The 18,380-nt window shown below is 63.9% G+C and carries 17 protein-coding genes; 14 read left to right on the top strand and 3 right to left on the bottom strand.

Translation table 11 applies throughout. The features are described 5' to 3' along the window. The 13 genes from D8767_RS23530 to D8767_RS23470 all read left to right on the top strand — a co-directional run bounded on the left by D8767_RS23530 (nucleotide 1) and on the right by D8767_RS23470 (nucleotide 13,525). Entirely contained in the window at nucleotides 1-507 is a 507-nt protein-coding gene (locus D8767_RS23530; RefSeq protein ID WP_016712980.1) for a chemotaxis protein CheW, read from the top strand. After that, a complete protein-coding gene (locus tag D8767_RS23525) occupies nucleotides 504-1,775 on the top strand; it encodes a protein-glutamate O-methyltransferase CheR (protein WP_016712979.1) in 1,272 nt (423 codons plus the stop codon). The genes D8767_RS23530 and D8767_RS23525 overlap by 4 nt, the downstream gene beginning before the upstream one ends. Continuing rightward, nucleotides 1,772-2,437, top strand: a complete 666-nt coding sequence (locus D8767_RS23520; protein ID WP_016712978.1) for a chemotaxis protein CheW — start codon at nucleotides 1,772-1,774, stop codon at nucleotides 2,435-2,437. The genes D8767_RS23525 and D8767_RS23520 overlap by 4 nt, the downstream gene beginning before the upstream one ends. Next, entirely contained in the window at nucleotides 2,434-4,737 is a 2,304-nt protein-coding gene (locus D8767_RS23515; RefSeq protein WP_016712977.1) for a hybrid sensor histidine kinase/response regulator, read from the top strand. The genes D8767_RS23520 and D8767_RS23515 overlap by 4 nt, the downstream gene beginning before the upstream one ends. Beyond that, entirely contained in the window at nucleotides 4,734-5,747 is a 1,014-nt protein-coding gene (wspF, locus tag D8767_RS23510) for a Wsp signal transduction system protein-glutamate methylesterase WspF (protein ID WP_016712976.1), read from the top strand. Before D8767_RS23515 ends, wspF begins: the two co-directional genes overlap by 4 nt. Before the next feature lie 51 nt (nucleotides 5,748-5,798). After that, nucleotides 5,799-6,803, top strand: a complete 1,005-nt coding sequence (wspR, locus tag D8767_RS23505; RefSeq protein ID WP_016712975.1) for a Wsp signal transduction system regulator diguanylate cyclase WspR — start codon at nucleotides 5,799-5,801, stop codon at nucleotides 6,801-6,803. Nucleotides 6,804-6,919: 116 nt separating this feature from the next. Continuing rightward, nucleotides 6,920-8,015, top strand: a protein-coding gene (gene prfB / locus D8767_RS23500) for a peptide chain release factor 2 (protein ID WP_097083287.1) whose coding sequence is annotated in 2 segments (ribosomal slippage) — nucleotides 6,920-6,991 and nucleotides 6,993-8,015 — 1,095 coding nt in all. Because the reading frame shifts where the segments join, the coding sequence is not laid out codon by codon here. Between the two features lie 93 nt (nucleotides 8,016-8,108). Then, on the top strand, nucleotides 8,109-9,611 hold the full coding sequence (gene lysS, locus D8767_RS23495; protein WP_016712972.1) for a lysine--tRNA ligase: 1,503 nt from the start codon (nucleotides 8,109-8,111) through the stop codon (nucleotides 9,609-9,611). A gap of 96 nt (nucleotides 9,612-9,707) precedes the next feature. Continuing rightward, nucleotides 9,708-10,412 carry a TetR/AcrR family transcriptional regulator gene (locus D8767_RS23490; protein ID WP_016712971.1) on the top strand — a complete coding sequence of 235 codons (705 nt, stop codon included), beginning with the start codon at nucleotides 9,708-9,710 and terminating at the stop codon, nucleotides 10,410-10,412. Nucleotides 10,413-10,441: 29 nt separating this feature from the next. After that, entirely contained in the window at nucleotides 10,442-10,990 is a 549-nt protein-coding gene (locus D8767_RS23485; protein WP_016712970.1) for a hypothetical protein, read from the top strand. 39 nt (nucleotides 10,991-11,029) lie between these two features. Beyond that, nucleotides 11,030-12,307 (top strand): flavohemoglobin expression-modulating QEGLA motif protein, encoded by a 1,278-nt coding sequence (locus tag D8767_RS23480; protein ID WP_016712969.1) that lies wholly within the window; start codon nucleotides 11,030-11,032, stop codon nucleotides 12,305-12,307. Next, nucleotides 12,279-13,202, top strand: coding sequence for an alpha/beta hydrolase (locus D8767_RS23475; protein WP_016712968.1), 924 nt, complete (start codon nucleotides 12,279-12,281; stop codon nucleotides 13,200-13,202). The genes D8767_RS23480 and D8767_RS23475 overlap by 29 nt, the downstream gene beginning before the upstream one ends. Continuing rightward, nucleotides 13,199-13,525 (top strand): hypothetical protein, encoded by a 327-nt coding sequence (locus tag D8767_RS23470; protein ID WP_003252219.1) that lies wholly within the window; start codon nucleotides 13,199-13,201, stop codon nucleotides 13,523-13,525. The genes D8767_RS23475 and D8767_RS23470 overlap by 4 nt, the downstream gene beginning before the upstream one ends. Before the next feature lie 166 nt (nucleotides 13,526-13,691). Here D8767_RS23470 and D8767_RS23465 read toward each other — a convergent pair whose 3' ends face one another. The 3 genes from D8767_RS23465 to D8767_RS23455 form a co-directional block, all read right to left on the bottom strand. Next, entirely contained in the window at nucleotides 13,692-14,483 is a 792-nt protein-coding gene (locus D8767_RS23465; protein WP_016712967.1) for an OmpA family protein, read from the bottom strand. A gap of 50 nt (nucleotides 14,484-14,533) precedes the next feature. Next, the gene (locus D8767_RS23460; RefSeq protein WP_016712966.1) at nucleotides 14,534-14,947 is read right to left on the bottom strand and encodes a DUF4398 domain-containing protein; all 414 of its coding nucleotides are present in this window, start codon (nucleotides 14,945-14,947) and stop codon (nucleotides 14,534-14,536) included. A gap of 276 nt (nucleotides 14,948-15,223) precedes the next feature. Beyond that, nucleotides 15,224-15,568, bottom strand: coding sequence for a hypothetical protein (locus tag D8767_RS23455; protein ID WP_016712965.1), 345 nt, complete (start codon nucleotides 15,566-15,568; stop codon nucleotides 15,224-15,226). A gap of 165 nt (nucleotides 15,569-15,733) precedes the next feature. On the opposite strand from D8767_RS23455, the gene ppc reads away from it, so the two are divergent. Continuing rightward, entirely contained in the window at nucleotides 15,734-18,361 is a 2,628-nt protein-coding gene (ppc, locus tag D8767_RS23450; RefSeq protein ID WP_016712964.1) for a phosphoenolpyruvate carboxylase, read from the top strand. The last annotated feature ends 19 nt before the right edge of the window (nucleotides 18,362-18,380 follow it).

Genomic DNA, 18,380 nt, shown 5'->3' with positions numbered 1-18,380 from the left:
ATGAACCACTTGCAACCGCACGCCGCACGGGCGGACAACGCCAAAGGGGCGCTGTACCTGCAGTTTCGTATCGGGGAACAGCGTTTTGCCCTGAGCGTGCACGAGGTCATCGAGGTGTTGCCGCGCCAGCCGCTCAAACCGATAGCCCAGGCGCCAGGCTGGGTCGCGGGCATCCTTTCCCATCGTGGGCAACTGGTACCGGTGATCGACCTTGCTGCGCTGAGTTTTGGCCAGCCAGCGGCACACCGCACCAGTACCCGTCTGGTGTTGGTGCATTATCGGGGTGGCCTGCAACTGGGGCTGATCCTGGAGCAGGCCACCGAGACGTTGCGCTGCCACCCCGACGAGTTCCAGCCCTATGGTGTGGACAGCGGCGAAGCCCCTTACCTGGGGCCTGTACGCCAGGATGACCAAGGCCTGCTGCAACGCATCGAGGTCAACGATCTGTTGCCAGATGCCGTGCACCAACTGCTGTACACGGTTGAGCCGACAGGGATGCCGACATGAACGAACGTTTCTTCCGTTTCTTGCGCGAGCGCATTGGCCTGGATGTCGAATCGGTGGGTGCGCCCATGGTCGAGCGCGCGCTGCGCCAGCGTTGCGTGGCCATGAACGCCATCGACCTGGATGATTACTGGCTGCGCCTGCAGCAGTCGGCCGATGAACAACAGGCGTTGATCGAAGCGGTGATCGTCCCGGAAACCTGGTTCTTCCGCTACCCGGAATCCTTCACAGCCCTGGCCAGCCTGGCACACAAACGCCTGGCCGAATTGGCCGGGGCACGGCCACTGCGCCTGCTCAGCCTGCCATGCTCGACAGGCGAGGAGCCCTATTCCCTGGCCATGGCCCTGCTCGACGCCGGCATCGCGCCGGGGGCGTTCCTGATCGACGGCATGGACATCAGCCCCAATTCGGTGGCCAAGGCCGGGCAGGCCGTATACGGGCGCAACGCCTTCCGGGGCAGCGACCTGGGCTTTCGCGAGCGCTACTTCGATGCCCTCGACGAAGGCCATCGCCTGCATGAGCGGGTGCAGCAGCAAGTGAGCCTGCAAGTGGGCAATGTGCTCGACCCCGCGTTGGCCACCCGCGATGGCCTGTACGACTTCGTGTTCTGTCGCAACCTGTTGATCTACTTTGACGTGGCGACCCAGCAGCGTGTATTCGAAGTGCTCAAGCGTCTGCTGCATCCCCAGGGCGTGTTGTTCATCGGCCCGGCCGAAGGCAGCTTGCTGGCGCGGATGGGGATGCGCCCGCTGGGCATTGCCCAATCGTTCGCCTACGTGCGCCAAGAAGGCAGTAGCACCCCACAGGCCGCGGTCCCGGCACAACCTGCACGGCGTACCGTGCTACCGCAGGCCCCGGTGGGTTATCCACCCCCCGTCGCGCCATTGCCGCGTCCCTTACGGGCAGTACCGGTGGTCGCAAGACCCGCGCCGGCACGCGAACCCAAACGCGAGGACGCAAACGAACTGCTGGCCAGTATCGCCCGGCTTGCCAATGCTGGCGCCAGCGAACAGGCGCGTGCCGAATGCCAGCGCTACCTGGGCCAGTACGCGCCGTCGGCACAGGTTTACTACTGGCTGGGGTTGCTCAGTGATACCGACGGCGATGCGCAACAGGCACTGACCCATTACCGCAAGGCGCTGTACCTTGAGCCGCAACACCCCGAGGCGCTGGTGCACCTGGCGGCCTTGCTGGCGGCCCAGGGCGACCAGGCCGGTGCCCGACGCCTGCAGGAGCGTGCAGCGCGGGTTGGCCGGGAGCCTGAACGATGAAAGGTGACACTGCGATGCAGCTACTCGCCGAAGACGACGCGCACATCGACGATTGCTGGAACCGTATTGGTGTGCACGGCGACAAGCAATGCCCACTGTTGGAGCGTCATGTTCACTGTCGCAATTGCGACGTGTATGCGGCAGCGGCCACACGCCTGCTTGACCGCTACGCACTGATGCAGGACCACCAGGTTGCGGCGGCGCAGCCGGTCGAGGAAAACACCGGCCGTTCCATGCTGTTGTTCCGCCTGGGCGAAGAGTGGTTGGCACTGGCCACCGCCAGCCTGGCCGAAATCGCCCCGTTGCAGGCTGTGCATTCGCTGCCGCACCAGCGCTCGCGGGTGTTGCAGGGGGTTGCCAATGTTCGCGGTGCCTTGGTGCCGTGCCTGTCACTGGCCGATTTGCTGGGCGTACAAGCCGGCACCGCCGAGCAACGTAGCGGCAGGGCGATGCCACGCATGCTGATTCTGGCTGCCGAAGGTGGCCCTGTGGTAATGGCCGTAGAGGAAATCGACGGTATTCACCGGCTCGACCCGCTGCTGCTGGGCAGTGGCCAGGATGCCACGCGCTTCACTGCCGCAGTGCTGCAGTGGCGCGGCCGTAGCGTGCGAGTGCTGGACGATCAACACTTACTGTCTGCCGTGCAGCGGAGCCTGTCATGACCCCAGAGCAAATGCGCGATGCATCGTTGCTCGAACTGTTCAGCCTGGAGGCCGAAGCGCAAACCCAGGTGCTCAGCGCCGGCCTGATGGCGCTGGAGCGCAACCCCACCCAGGCCGACCAGCTTGAGGCCTGCATGCGCGCCGCCCATTCGTTGAAGGGGGCTGCGCGTATCGTCGGGGTGGATGCCGGCGTGAGTGTCGCCCACGTCATGGAAGATTGCCTGGTGGCCGCCCAGGAGGGCCGCTTGCGGTTGAGCGCCGAGCACATCGACGCGCTGTTGCAGGGCACCGACTTGCTGATGCGCATCGCCACACCAGGCGATGCCGTGGCGCAGGCGACCTTGCCGGTATTTCTTGCGCAAATGGCCAGCTTGCTCGACCCAGGCGCTGCAACCGTGCCTGCGGTGCCGCTGGCGGCTCCCCTGCAAGCGGAACCGCAGGTGGCAACCTTGCCGTCTGAACCGCTGGTAGTGCCAGTGGACCTGGCTGAACCCGAGCCGGAGCCCGAGCCTGCCCTGCGGCGCAAACCCGGCAAGCGCGTTGGCGAAGGTGCCGAGCGGGTACTGCGGGTCACCGCCGACCGGCTTAACAGCCTGCTCGACCTGTCCAGCAAGTCGCTCGTGGAAACCCAGCGGCTCAAGCCGTACCTGGCCACCTTGCAGCGCCTCAAACGCATGCACGGTCAGGGCATGCAGGCGCTCGACGGCCTGCGCATGCAACTGGAGGACAGTGGCCAAAGCAACGAGGTGCTTGAAGCCCTGGCGCAAACCCAGCGGCTGCTGGTGGAAACCCAGCAAATCCTGCAGCAGCAGGCGGCTGACCTGGACGAGTTCGGTTGGCAGGCCAGCCAGCGTGCGCAGTTGCTCTACGACACCGCCCTGGCCTGCCGGATGCGCCCGTTCGCCGACGTGTTGACCGGGCAAAGCCGTATGGTGCGTGACCTTGGGCGCTCGCTGGGTAAACCGGTGCGACTGGTGGTGGACGGCGAGAAGACCCAGGTCGACCGCGATGTGCTGGAAAAGCTCGAAGCGCCCTTGACCCACCTGTTACGCAATGCCGTCGACCACGGTATCGAACTGCCAGAAAGGCGGCTGCTGGCGGGCAAGCCAAGCGAGGGTGTGATCCGCCTGCGTGCTTCGCACCAGGCCGGCATGCTCAGCCTGGAGTTGATCGACGATGGTGCCGGCATCGACCTGGAGCGCCTGCGCAGCAGCATCGTCGAGCGCGCCTTGTCACCTGCCGACACGGTGGCGCGAATGAGCGATGCGGAGCTGCTGACGTTCCTGTTCCTGCCCGGTTTCAGCTTGCGTGACAAGGTCACCGAAGTGTCCGGGCGCGGCGTGGGGCTGGATGCGGTGCAGCACATGGTTCGCGAACTGCGCGGCTCGATCGAGCTGACGCAGGTGGCGGGGCAGGGCTGTCGCTTCCATTTGCAGGTGCCGCTGACCCTGTCGGTGGTGCGTAGCCTGGTGGTCGAGGTGGGCGGTGAAGCCTACGCCTTCCCGATGGCCCATATCGAACGCACGCTGGAGGTGACCGCTGAACAGATCGTTCAGATCGAAGGCCGTCAGCACTTCTGGCACGAAGGCCGGCACATTGGCCTGGTGGCGGCCAGCCAGTTGCTCAACCGTCCAGCCGGGCAAAGTGACGAAGCCAGCCTGCGGGTGGTGGTAATCCGTGAGCGCGAGCAACTGTACGGCGTGGCCGTGGAGCGGCTGGTGGGCGAGCGTGTGTTGGTGGTGATGCCTCTCGATCCACGGTTGGGCAAGGTGCAGGACATTTCCTCCGGCGCCTTGCTGGATGATGGCTCGGTGGTACTGATCGTCGATGTCGAAGACTTGCTGCGCTCGGTGGAAAAACTGCTCAGCACCGGCAGCCTGGAGCGCATCGAGCGCGGCAGCAGTGGCGTTCGTGGTGTGACACGCAAGCGGGTGCTGGTAGTCGATGACTCGCTGACCGTGCGTGAACTGCAGCGCAAGCTGCTGGGCAACCGTGGCTATGACGTGGCGGTGGCGGTGGATGGCATGGACGGCTGGAACGCCCTGCGCGGCGAGGACTTCGACTTGCTGATCACCGACATCGACATGCCGCGCATGGACGGTATCGAACTGGTGACCCTGGTGCGCCGCGATCAGCGCCTGCAATCGCTGCCCGTGATGGTGGTGTCCTACAAAGACCGTGAGGAAGACCGACGGCGTGGCCTGGATGCCGGCGCTGACTACTATTTGGCAAAGGCCAGTTTCCACGACGATGCGTTGCTGGATGCTGTGGTGGAGCTGATCGGAGGTGCTCAGGGATGAAGATCGCCATCGTCAACGACATGCCCATGGCTGTCGAGGCGCTGCGTCGCGCGGTCGCCTTCGAGCCCGCGCACCAGGTGGTGTGGGTAGCCAGTAATGGCGCCGAAGCGGTGCAACGCTGCGCCGAGCAACTGCCGGACCTGATCCTCATGGACCTCATCATGCCGGTGATGGACGGCGTAGAGGCCACCCGGCGGATCATGGCCGAAACCCCGTGCGCCATCGTCATCGTTACGGTCGACCGCAAACAGAACGTGCATCGGGTGTTCGAGGCCATGGGCCATGGCGCCCTCGACGTGGTCGATACGCCGGCGCTGGGGGCTGGTGATGCCCGTGAAGCGGCCGCACCACTGCTGCGCAAAATTCTCAATATCGGCTGGCTGGTCGGCCAGCAGCGAGCCCCGGCAGCAAGGCCGGTGGCTACACCGCTGCGCGAGGCTTCCCAACGTCGCGGGCTGGTGGCGATCGGCTCGTCGGCGGGCGGCCCGGCGGCGCTTGAAGTATTGCTCAAGGGCTTGCCGGCTGCGTTTCCGGCGGCCATCGTGCTGGTCCAGCATGTGGACCAGGTGTTTGCCGCCGGCATGGCCGAATGGCTCAGCAGCGCAGCAGGCCTGCCGGTGCGCCTGGCCCGTGAAGGCGAACCGCCGCAGCCCGGGCAGGTGTTGCTGGCCGGTACCAACCACCACATTCGGCTGCTACAGAACGGCCAACTGGCCTACACTGCCGAACCTGTCAATGAAATCTACCGGCCCTCGATCGATGTGTTCTTCGAGAGCGTGGCGCGTTACTGGAATGGCGATGCGGTGGGTGTGCTGCTTACCGGCATGGGGCGCGACGGCGCCCAAGGCCTGAAACTGATGCGTCAGCAGGGTTTTCTGACCATTGCCCAGGACCAGGCCAGCAGTGCGGTGTACGGCATGCCCAAGGCCGCTGCGGCCATCGATGCCGCCGTGGAAATCCGCCCGCTGGAACGCATCGCCGGGCGCTTGATGGAATTTTTCGCAAAATGACGAAATGTATTGAATCACGCCGCCAGACCGGTCGTGATCGGGTGAACAGGTATGAATGATTTACCGATCGAAGGTTTCGCGACCGCCAACGAAAACTCGGCGATGGTGCTGCTGGTCGATGACCAGGCCATGATCGGCGAAGCGGTGCGGCGTGGCCTGGCCAATGAAGACAACATCGACTTCCACTTCTGCGCCGACCCGCACCAGGCGGTGGCCCAGGCCATGCGCATCAAGCCCACGGTCATCCTTCAGGACCTGATCATGCCTGGCCTGGACGGCTTGACCCTGGTGCGCGAATACCGTAACAACCCGGCGACCCAGGACATCCCAATCATCGTTCTGTCGACCAAGGAAGACCCGCTGGTCAAGAGTGCGGCCTTCGCCGCCGGTGCCAACGATTACCTGGTCAAGTTGCCCGACACCATTGAGCTGGTGGCGCGTATCCGCTACCACTCGCGCTCGTACCTCACCCTGCTGCAACGCGACGAGGCCTACCGCGCCCTGCGCGTCAGCCAGCAGCAGTTGCTCGATTCCAACCTGATGCTGCAGCGTCTGATGAACTCCGATGGCCTGACCGGGCTGTCCAACCGCCGCCACTTCGACGAGTACCTGGAGCTGGAATGGCGCCGGGCGATGCGTGAGCAGCAGCAGTTGTCGTTGCTGATGATCGACGTCGACTACTTCAAGGCCTATAACGACAACTTCGGTCACCTGGCCGGCGACGAGGCGTTACGCCAGGTCGCCGAAGCCATTCGGGCTTCGTGTTCGCGGCCCACCGACCTGCCGGCACGTTATGGCGGCGAGGAGTTTGCCCTGGTGCTGCCCAACACCTCGCATGGCGGGGCGCGCCTGGTGGCCGAGAAGCTGCGCCAGACCGTATTGGGGCTGGGCATCCCGCATACGGCGCCAGTGGCCGACTCGTACCTGACCGTGAGCATTGGCCTGGCCACCCAGACCCCGACCGTTGGCAGCCATAGCCGGCAGTTGATTTCTGCGGCGGACAAAGGCCTGTACTTGGCCAAGAATGGCGGCCGTAACCAGGTCGGCATCGCCTGACATGGGTTTTTTGTTGGTTTTTTCGCGGCTGTTGACTGCCCGGCGGGTCTGCCGCCGTGCGGCGGACTCGGTTATACTCGCGGGCTTTTCACCGAATTCGCACGAGTAGCCAGCCCATGGAAATCCAACCGATCCTGAACACCATCAAGGACCTCACCGAGCGTTCCCAGTCAATTCGGGGGTATCTTTGACTACGATCACAAGCATGACCGCCTGATCGAAGTCAACCGCGAGCTGGAAGACCCCAACGTCTGGAACAAGCCCGAGTACGCCCAGGCCCTGGGCCGTGAGCGTGCCATGCTGGCCCAGGTCGTCGAGACCCTGGACAAACTGTCCAACGGCCTGGGCGACTGCCAGGACCTGCTCGACATGGCCGTCGAGGAAAATGACGAAGGCGCCGTCAGCGACGTCGTGACCGAGCTGGAAGGCCTGGAAGAAAACCTGGCCCAGCTTGAGTTCCGTCGCATGTTCAGCGGCGAGATGGACATGAACAACGCCTACCTGGACATCCAGGCCGGGTCCGGTGGTACCGAAGCGCAGGACTGGGCCAACATCCTGCTGCGCATGTACCTGCGCTGGGCCGACAAGCGTGGTTTCGACGCCACCATCATCGAGCTGTCCGAAGGCGAAGTCGCCGGTATCAAAGGCGCGACCGTGCACATCAAGGGTGAATACGCCTTCGGCTGGCTGCGGACTGAAATCGGCGTACACCGTCTGGTGCGCAAGAGCCCGTTCGACTCCGGTGCCCGTCGTCACACCTCGTTCTCGGCAGTGTTCGTGTCGCCCGAAATCGATGACAAGGTCGAGATCGAGATCAATCCGTCCGACCTGCGCATCGACACCTACCGCTCCTCCGGTGCCGGTGGTCAGCACGTGAATACCACAGACTCGGCCGTACGTATCACCCACGTGCCGACCAACACCGTGGTGGCCTGCCAGAACGAACGTTCCCAGCACGCCAACAAGGACACCGCCATGAAAATGCTGCGGGCCAAGTTGTACGAGCTGGAAATGCAGAAGCGCAACGCCGCCTCGCAGGCGCTGGAAGACAGCAAGTCGGACATCGGCTGGGGCCACCAGATCCGCTCGTACGTGCTGGATGACTCGCGCATCAAGGACTTGCGTACCGGCGTCGAGCGCAGCGATTGCCAGAAGGTGCTGGACGGCGACCTCGACCAGTACCTGGAAGCGAGCCTCAAGCAAGGGCTGTAAGCCGCACACCACTGCCGCGATACCTGGCTACCCGCCGGTATCGCGTGCCCTGCCCGAAAAGGGCAACGAATACCTGATGGAAACAATGACGACATGAGCGACCTCAAGACCGAATCGCAAGACCTGCAACAGGAAGAAAACGCCCTGATCGCCCTGCGCAAGGAAAAACTTGCCGCCGAGCGTGCCAAGGGCAACGCCTTCCCCAACGACTTCCGTCGCGACAGCTACTGCAACGACCTGCAGAAGCAGTACGCGGACAAGACCAAGGAAGAGCTGGAAGCAGCCGCGATCCCGGTCAAGGTAGCCGGCCGTATCATGCTCAACCGTGGCTCGTTCATGGTGATCCAGGACATGACCGGTCGTATCCAGGTCTACGTCAACCGCAAGACCCTGCCAGAAGAAACCCTGGCCGCCGTCAAAACCTGGGACCTGGGCGACATCATCAGCGCCGAAGGCACCCTGGCCCGCTCCGGCAAGGGCGACCTGTACGTCGAAATGACCAACGTGCGCCTGCTGACCAAGTCGCTGCGCCCGCTGCCCGACAAGCACCACGGCCTCACCGACACCGAACAGCGCTACCGCCAGCGTTACGTCGACCTGATGGTCAACGAAGAAACCCGCCACACCTTCCGTGTGCGTTCGCAGGTGATTTCGCACATCCGCAAGTTCCTCATCGAGCGTGACTTCCTCGAAGTGGAAACCCCGATGCTGCAGACCATCCCGGGTGGTGCCGCCGCCAAGCCATTCGAAACCCACCACAACGCCCTGGACATGGCCATGTTCCTGCGTATCGCGCCGGAGCTGTACCTCAAGCGCCTGGTCGTGGGTGGCTTCGAGAAGGTGTTCGAGATCAACCGCAACTTCCGTAACGAAGGCGTTTCGACCCGTCACAACCCAGAATTCACCATGCTTGAGTTCTACCAGGCCTATGCCGACTACCGCGACAACATGGACCTCACCGAGGAACTGTTCCGTGAGCTGGCGCTGCTGGTGCTGGGCAGCACCGACGTGCCGTACGGCGACAAGGTGTTCCACTTCGGCGAACCGTTCGCCCGCCTGTCGGTGTTCGACTCGATCCTCAAGTACAACCCGGAGCTGACCGCTGCCGACCTGCAGGACGTCGACCGCGCCCGCGACATCGCCAAGAAGGCCGGTGCCAAGGTGCTGGGCCACGAAGGCCTGGGCAAGCTGCAGGTGATGATTTTCGAAGAGCTGGTCGAGCACAAGCTGGAGCAGCCGCACTTCATTACCGAGTACCCGTTCGAAGTGTCGCCGCTGGCCCGCCGTAACGACGACAACCCGGCGGTTACCGACCGCTTCGAGCTGTTCATCGGTGGCCGCGAAATCGCCAACGCCTACTCCGAGCTCAACGATGCCGAAGACCAGGCCGAGCGCTTCCTGGCCCAGGTGGCCGAGAAGGACGCCGGTGACGACGAAGCCATGCACTACGACGCCGACTTCGTGCGTGCCCTGGAGTACGGCATGCCGCCGACCGCCGGTGAAGGCATTGGCATCGACCGCCTGGTGATGCTGCTGACCAACTCGCCGTCGATCCGCGACGTGATCCTGTTCCCGCACATGCGTCCGCAGGCCTGAGTGATGTGAACGAGCCGCCTTTCGAGGCGGCTTTTTCTTGCCTGAAGCTTTATGTTGTCTGTACTGGCCCATGAGGTAACCCCTGTGACACCCGCCATGCCTGACCAGGGCGCCGCCGGCATCGCCACCGCCGTCGCCGAAAGCGTGCAATACCAAGGCCGCAAGACTGCCCGCCAAGGCAGCGAACAGCGCCGCCAGCTGATCCTCGACGCCGCCATGCGCATAGTCGTGCGCGATGGCGTGCGCGGTGTGCGCCACCGTGCCGTGGCCGCCGAGGCCGGTGTGCCGCTGTCGGCCACCACCTACTACTTCAAGGACATCGAAGACCTACTCACCGACACCTTTGCCCAGTACGTCGAGCGCAGCGCGGCCTACATGGCCAAGCTGTGGGCCAACACCGAGGTCGTGTTGCGCCAGTTGCTGGCCCAGGGCGACGGCAGCCCGCAGGCACGGGCGCGGCTGGCTGACGATGTGGCCCGCATGACGGCCGACTACGTACAGCGGCAACTGTTGACCCGGCGCGACTTCCTGATGGCCGAACAGGCCTTCCGCCAGGAGGCATTGCTGTGCCCACGCCTGGCCGAGCTGGTGCGCGCCCATGAGCAGATCCTGTTGCACGGGACCCGGCAATTGCTGCAAGTGGTGGGCTCGCGGCAACCGGAACAGGACGCCCAAATGTTGACGGCGATTATCGAGCAGATGGAATATCAGGGCCTGCTCAAGGATGCGAATGCGCAAGCCGATGGGCAGATGCTCGCTATGCTTACCCGATACCTGCAGCTGGTGCTGGCATCGGCCTGAGCCGAGACCGACTTTTCAAGGAGAACCTGATGAAAGCCTGGCGTGTGGTGCTGTTGACTTTGTCATTCCTGCTGCTGGGCGGTTGTCTGGTGACCTTCCATGAGCCGTTGCCGAGTAACCAGGCGGCGCCCAAGGCCCTGTTGGGCAAGTGGAGCAGCAAGGACGCCTGGGGCGAGCCGTTGAAGCTGACCATCAGCCGCAGCGGTGCAGATGCCTATAAGGCCGTTGCCACGGCCAAGGGCAAGAAGCCTGAGGAATATGTGTTTACCGTCTCCCGCCACGGCAACCGCTGGTACCTGTCGGCCGGCGTGCCCAAGCGCCTGGGTGGCAACTTCCTGATTGGCGGTTTCGATATCGTCGATGGCAAGGAACTGGTGGTGTACAACCTGGACGTCGAGCAGGTGCAGCAGGCGGTGGACAAGAAGGAACTGACCGGGCGTGGTACCGAGGTGCCGGAAGACAACGGCGACGGCGTGCTGATCGACAGCCCGGCTGCGCGGGTGCTGGCCTATCTGGATGACCCGGCCAACTCCGACCTGTTCGTTGAAGTGGCGCGGTTCCAGCGTTCCGGCAAGTAGTTAACTTTACCGGCCCTTTGTTTCAGTAAGGAGTCCCCGGTGGACGAATACCAGCAAACCATCCGCGCCTTGTCCGACCGCATCGTCGCAGCCCAGACCCCGATCCGGGTACTGGACGCGGTGAAGTGGGACGACAACATTCGCCAAGGCTTCCTCAAGGCCAAGGGCAAGGAGCCGCCGGCCGTCGACCGCGCTTATTACCAGTCGCGCCCGCTGGCGTTCGACTCCGGCGCGGTCAAGGCCGAGTTCCAGGCCATCGAGCGCGACATCATTCGCCAGCTTGGCCAGTTCAACCCGGTCGGGCAGATCATGAAGCGCATGTGCCGCGAATACCGCATGGTGGTGCGCATGCTCGAAGCGCGTGGCACCGAGGACTTCGGCCTCATCTCTCAGGAACTGTACGGCGCCGCCTCCGATGCCTTCCACGCCGGTGACCCGACCTTGGCCGACCTCGGCCTCATGCTCTCGGATTACCTGAACAACATCGATGTCCGTGGCGATCTCAAGGACGAACCGAAAAACCTCACCGCCAAGGAGGCCGTAGATATCCTCCAGCGCCGGCTGAACAAGGTGTTCGGTGAAGCCGAGGAGACCATTCGGGTATTCGAATCTGACGGGATCGTTGCCGATGCCGCCGCTGGCGCCGACTACATCAAGGTGCGCGCCGATGCCATGTTCAACAGCCGCGATGTGCGTGCCCTGGAAGTGCACGAAGGGCTGGTCCATGTGGGTACCACGCTCAACGGCCTGAACCAGCCGATCTGCACCTTCCTGGCCAAGGGCCCGCCCTCGTCGACGGTAACCCAGGAAGGCCTGGCGATACTCATGGAGGTCATCGCCTTTGCTTCCTACCCCAGCCGCCTGCGCAAGCTCACCAACCGCACCCGCGCCATCCACATGGTCGAGGAGGGCGCCGATTTCCTCCAGGTATTCAATTTCTTCCGCGAGCAAGGCTTCGAGATGGCGCAGAGCTACAGCAACGCCAGCCGGGTGTTCCGCGGCTCGGTGCCCAATGGCCTGCCATTCACCAAGGACTTGTCCTACCTCAAGGGCTTCATCATGGTTTACAACTACATTCAGTTGGCCGTGAAGAAGGGCAAGCTCGAACAGATCCAGTTGCTGTTCTGTGGCAAGACCACGCTGGAAGACATGCGTACCTTGCGCCAGTTGGTGGAGGAGGGGCTGGTCGAGCCGCCCAAGTACCTGCCCGAACAGTTCCGCGACCTTAACGCACTGTCGGCGTGGATGTGCTTCTCCAACTTCCTCAACCACCTGAGCCTGGACCGTATTGAAGCCGACTACGCGAACATTCTCTGAGTGCTGCCGCCTGCTGGCGCTTGGCCTGGTCCTGCTGGGCCTTGGCGGCTGCAGCAGCCTGCTGTTCTATCCCGAGCGTGGCCAGGCATTCACCCCCGAACGGGCCAGACTCGACTACCGCGATGTCACCCTTGTCACGTCGGACGGCCTGCGCCTGCACGGCTGGTGGTTGCCGGCCAAGGCGGGTGTCGAGGTGAAGGGCACGGTACTGCATTTGCACGGCAACGGCGGCAACCTGCCTGGGCACCTGGGGGGTAGCTATTGGCTGCCGGAGCAGGGCTACCAGGTGCTGATGATCGATTACCGTGGCTATGGCCTGTCGCAGGGCACGCCGACCCTGCCTGAGGTGTATGAAGACATCGCGGCGGCCATGGCCTGGCTGGACCAGGCACCCGAGGTCAAGGGCAAGCCTTTGGTGCTGCTGGGGCAAAGCCTTGGCGGCGCCATGGCAATCCACTACCTGGCGGCCCACCCCGACCAGCGCCAGCGCTTCAGCGCCCTGGTGTTCGATGGCGTACCGGCCAGTTACCGTGGGGTAGGGCGCTATGCCCTCAGCACGTCATGGATGACCTGGCCGTTGCAGGTGCCGCTGTCGTGGCTGGTGCCGGACGGCGACAGTGCAATTCGTTCGATCGAGCAGTTGAGCAGCCCGCCCAAGCTGTTCTTCCACAGTATCGACGACAACCTGGTGCCGATGGACAACGGCATCCGCCTGTACCAGCACGCACCGCCACCACGGGTACTGCAGCTGACCCGAGGCGGCCATGTGCAGACCTTCGCCGACCCTACCTGGCGCCAGGTGATGCTGCGTTTCCTTGACGACCCCAGCCATTTCAACGGCCTTCGGCGCCTGGCCGAAGTGCCCAATTACCCTGACGAGAAGAACAAGCAATGAGTGAAGAGCGCAACGCCATCCCGCTGATCCTGACCGGCGTCGGCAGCATCATCGTGACGGTGGGGGCCTTGTGGTACTACGGTTACCTGCATTTCGCCAAACCCGAGGATGCCCTGTTGTTGCAGGACTTCACCATGCTCAAGACCATCCCGGGCGAGGACTACAAGGTTTCGCTGGACCCGGCGCCGCAAGTGGCCCAGTGCGTCGATGGCGTGCTGGTGCTGTTCGACACCCAGCAGAAAGGCCTGACCGGCGTGCTGGTGGACAACCGCAAGCGTGCCGTGCGCTGCATGGGCGAGGAAACACCGCAGCAGGTGCAGTGAGGGAGCGAAGTGATTTCTGTGGCGCCTGGGAAATCGAGCGCCGCCCGCGATGTGCCGCGCGGGCGGCGCTCGGTCTCCCAATCACCACATCTCTAAAGGCACGAGACCAAACGCCCAAATAAAAACCCCGCCAGGAAGGCGGGGTCTTGGGTTAAGCCAACCGGTCTTACTGGCTGACCTGGCTCACCGAACGTGGCGCCACCGGCTGGTTGTCGTTGGAGATGGTCACCTCCACCCGACGGTTTTGCGCCCGGCCCGAATTGCTGCCGTTGTCCGCTACCGGGTACTCCTTGCCGTAACCCTGGGCGACGATGCGGGCAGGGTCTACGCCGGCACGCACCAGCGCCATGCGCACGGAACCCGCGCGGCGTTCGGACAGGCTCTGGTTGTAGTTGGCCGAACCGACGCTGTCGGTGTAGCCCTCGACAATCACCTTGCGCTCAGGGTTTTCCTGAAGGAACTGGGCCAGCTTGGTGATGTTCGGGTAGGCGTTGCTCTTGAGCTCGGCCTTGTTGAAGTCGAACAGCACGTCCCCGAAGGTGACCAGCGTACCGCGATCGGTCTGCTTGGCGTTGAGGCTGTCCTGCAGCTTGGCGATCTGTGCGTCGCGGGCGTCCAGCTTGGCCTGGGCGCGTTGCGCAGCGGCGTTTTTCAGCTCGCCTTCGGCGGTACGCAGGGCGATGGTCTGCTTGGCCACCTCGACACGCTGGTTGGTCAGGTAGGCGAGTTGGTCGACCTTCTTCTGGTCTTCCCGGTCCATGTAGGCCTTGTCGGCCTTGTTAAGCCAGTCCTGGGCGTCCTTGGTCTCCAGCGCCGCCACCTTGCTCGATTGCGGGTCGCTCTGCAACGAGGAGAAGTTGGTGCGGGCCGCCTCCAGGTTGGCGTTAGGGTCGTGCGAGCAGGCAGCAAGGCCGACGCTCAGGGCCAGCAGGGCGGGAATCATGACGTAATTGCGCATAGTGTTCATCCTTTGATCGTGTGCGAAGGCTAAGGTTGGCGGGGCAGGGCTCATTGAGCGCTGCGCAGGCCTTCCTCACGTACGTCCTGGACACCCTGGCGGGCGTCCTGCACGGCCTTCTGGGCCTTGGCCGCCTGGGCCTTGCGTTCGGCGAGGCGTGCGTCCCACTCGGCTTGCTGGGCCAGCAGTTTGGCTTCGTCATACTTTTTGTCGTGCATGGCGATTTCGGCCTGCTTGAACTTGTCCTGGGCCGCTTTCATCTCCACGGCGGCGAACTCGGTTCCGCCAGCGCTGACGGCGGCGTTCACGGCGGACTGGGTAACGGCATACTGCTCGGTAGGCGGGTTGCCAGCACAGCCGGCCAGGACCAGGCTACTGCCCAGGGCCAGCGCGGCCAGCTTGAACCCGCGCACGTGAGTGGATGACAGTTTGCTAGTGCGGGTTTTCATGGTGGTCAGCTCCATTGGATCACTCCTGATTACGACGATGTCCGTAGCAGTCCATCGCTCATTCCCTGACAACTCCGTGCGCTTCAGCTGAACGGTGCACAAGGGCAGGTGTGCAGGGTTTTAGCGTGATGGCTATTGGCTCCGACTCGATCGTTTTTCGAATGGTTCAGAAAAAAATGATCCGCACGAGCAATTATTTCTGACTGATTGGTCAGCGAGGATTTTCTTGAACTTTCGCGGGTGGGAGCGGTATTCCGGGCCTCAAGCAGGCCCGGAACGGTGGCGCGTGGGTTATTTGTCGCTGTCGGCAGCGGTGTTGCTTAGGCTGTGCAGGTGCTGGCGCGAGAGCGACAGAAAGCGTGGGGTAGGCCCTATATCTTCGTACAGCGGGTCGCCTTCTTCATCGGTGGCGATGACCTGACGGCCCTGCACATAGGGGAAGCTGGCCTCCACCTCTTCAAGGGCGGCGGCTACCAGTTCGCCGAGCAATTCCTCGGCGGTACGTTTGGGGTACATGTCGATCAGCGCGGCCAGACGCGCCTCTGACTCCAGGTCAAGGTGCAGGACATGGCCCGTGCGGCTGAGGGTGCCGGCGGCATTCTGTTCCCAGTGCTGGGCGAGTTCACGGATTTTCATGATGACCTCTGGTTACGCCTGCTAAGGCTGCATGGCATGGGAGTGTTATGCCTTCACTTTAGTTTGCTTTAGCCGATCACGGCTTGCCATTGCCTCCAGCCTGGGGGCACTCTTCGGGAGAGCTGTGTACAGGAGTGCGCCAGAGCCGCGCCAAAGAGAGGGCCAATGACCGATATCGATGTGCGTTTGCGTGAAGATGTCCATGTGTTGGGTGAGCTGCTCGGCGAAACCATTCGCCAGCAGCATGGCGATGCGTTCCTGCAGAAGATCGAGGACATCCGCTACAGTGCCAAGGCCGACCGGCGCGGCCCCGGCGAGCAACTGAGCTCGACCCTGGCAGACCTGGCCGAAGAAGACCTGCTGCCCGTGGCCAGGGCCTTCAACCAGTTCCTCAACCTGGCCAACATGGCCGAGCAGTACCAGTTGATCCGCCGTCGCGACGCCGACCAGCCCGAACCCTTCGAGGCCCGTGTGCTGCCCGAGTTGCTGGCGCGCCTGAAGCAGGCCGGGCTTGGTAACGATGCCCTGGCTCGGCAACTGGCCAAGCTCGACATCCAGCTGGTACTTACCGCACACCCCACCGAAGTGGCCCGCCGCACCCTGATTCAGAAGTACGACGCCATCGCCGGCCAGCTGGCTGCCCAGGACCACCGCGACCTGACCCCGGCCGAACGCCAGCAGGTACGCGAACGCCTGCGCCGGCTGATTGCCGAGGCCTGGCACACCGAAGAAATCCGCCGCACCCGCCCGACGCCGGTAGACGAAGCCAAGTGGGGCTTTGCAGTGATTGAGCATTCGCTCTGGCACGCCATCCCCAGCCACCTGCGCAAGGTCGACAAGGCGCTGCTGGAGGCCACCGGCCTGCGTCTGCCGCTTGAAGCCGCGCCAATCCGCTTTGCCTCGTGGATGGGCGGTGACCGTGACGGCAACCCCAACGTGACTGCCGCCGTCACCCGCGAAGTGTTGCTGCTGGCCCGCTGGATGGCCGCCGACCTGTTCCTGCGTGACATCGATGCACTGGCTGCGGAGCTGTCCATGCAGCAGGCCAATGAGGCCCTGCGCGAACGGGTTGGCGACACTGTCGAGCCCTACCGGGCCGTGCTCAAGCAGTTGCGCGACCGGCTACGGGCGACGCGTGCCTGGGCGCATTCGGCATTGACCAGCAGCCAAGCGGCCAGCGCCGACGTGCTGGTGGATAACCGCGACCTGATCGCACCGCTGGAGCTGTGCTACCAGTCGCTGCACGAATGCGGCATGGGCGTGATCGCCGAAGGCCCGCTGCTGGACTGCCTGCGCCGCGCCGTCACCTTTGGCCTGTTCCTGGGCCGCCTGGATGTGCGCCAGGACGCTGCCCGCCACCGCGACGCACTGACCGAGATTACCGACTACCTGGGCCTGGGGCGCTATGCCGACTGGGATGAAGAGCAGCGCATCGAATTCCTCCAGGCCGAGCTGAAGAACCGTCGGCCCCTGCTACCTGCGCATTTCAAGCCGCAAGCGGATACCGCCGAAGTGCTGGCCACCTGTCGCGAAGTGGCCGCCGCGCCGGCTGCCTCCCTGGGCTCCTACGTCATTTCCATGGCCGGTGCCGCTTCCGATGTGCTGGCGGTGCAACTGCTGCTCAAGGAAGCCGGCCTTACCCGCCCCATGCGCGTGGTACCGCTGTTCGAAACCCTGGCCGACTTGGACAACGCTGGCCCCGTGATGCAGCGACTGCTCGGCCTGCCAGGCTACCGCGCCGGGCTGCGAGGCCCGCAGGAAGTGATGATTGGCTACTCCGACTCAGCCAAGGATGCTGGCACTACGGCGGCGGCCTGGGCGCAGTACCGGGCCCAGGAAAACCTGGTGCGCATTTGTGCCGAACATCAGGTCGAACTGCTGCTGTTCCACGGCCGTGGCGGCACGGTAGGGCGCGGCGGTGGCCCCGCCCACGCGGCGATCCTGTCGCAACCGCCGGGATCGGTGGCGGGACGTTTCCGCACAACCGAACAGGGCGAGATGATCCGCTTCAAGTTCGGTTTGCCGGGCATTGCCGAGCAAAACCTCAACCTGTACCTGGCTGCCGTGCTCGAAGCCACGCTGTTGCCACCACCGCCCCCGCAGCTGGCCTGGCGTGAGGTGATGGACCAGCTGGCTGCCGATGGCGTCAAGGCCTACCGCAGCGTGGTGCGGGACAACCCCGATTTTGTCGAATACTTCCGTCAGTCGACACCGGAACAGGAGTTGGGGCGCCTGCCACTGGGCAGCCGCCCGGCCAAGCGCCGCGCTGGAGGCATCGAAAGCCTGCGGGCCATCCCGTGGATTTTCGGCTGGACCCAGACGCGCCTGATGCTGCCGGCCTGGCTGGGCTGGGAAACGGCCCTGAGCAACGCATTGGCCCGTGGCCAGGGCGAGCTGCTGGCGCAGATGCGCGAACAGTGGCCGTTCTTCCGCACCCGTATCGACATGCTGGAGATGGTGCTGGCCAAGGCCGATGCGCAAATTGCCGAGGCCTACGACGAACGTCTAGTGCAACCGCACTTGCTTCCTTTAGGTGCACACCTGCGCGACCTATTGTCGCAGTCTTGCCAGGTGGTACTGGGCCTGACCGGGCAGCCGGTGCTACTGGCGCACAGCCCCGAAACGCTGGAATTCATCAGCCTGCGCAACACCTACCTAGACCCGCTGCACCGCCTGCAGGCCGAGTTGCTGGCCCGCTCGCGCAGCCGCGAAGCCGCTCTGGACAGCCCGTTGGAGCAGGCCTTGCTGGTGACCGTGGCGGGTATTGCCGCCGGGCTGCGCAACACCGGCTGAGGGCGCGTGCAGGCTGCCC

This window comes from Pseudomonas sp. LTGT-11-2Z (assembly GCF_003691445.1).
GTDB lineage: Bacteria > Pseudomonadota > Gammaproteobacteria > Pseudomonadales > Pseudomonadaceae > Aquipseudomonas > Aquipseudomonas monteilii.
The sequence above is the reverse complement of the archived record's forward strand: the minus strand, read 5'-3'. Positions and strand labels throughout refer to the sequence as shown.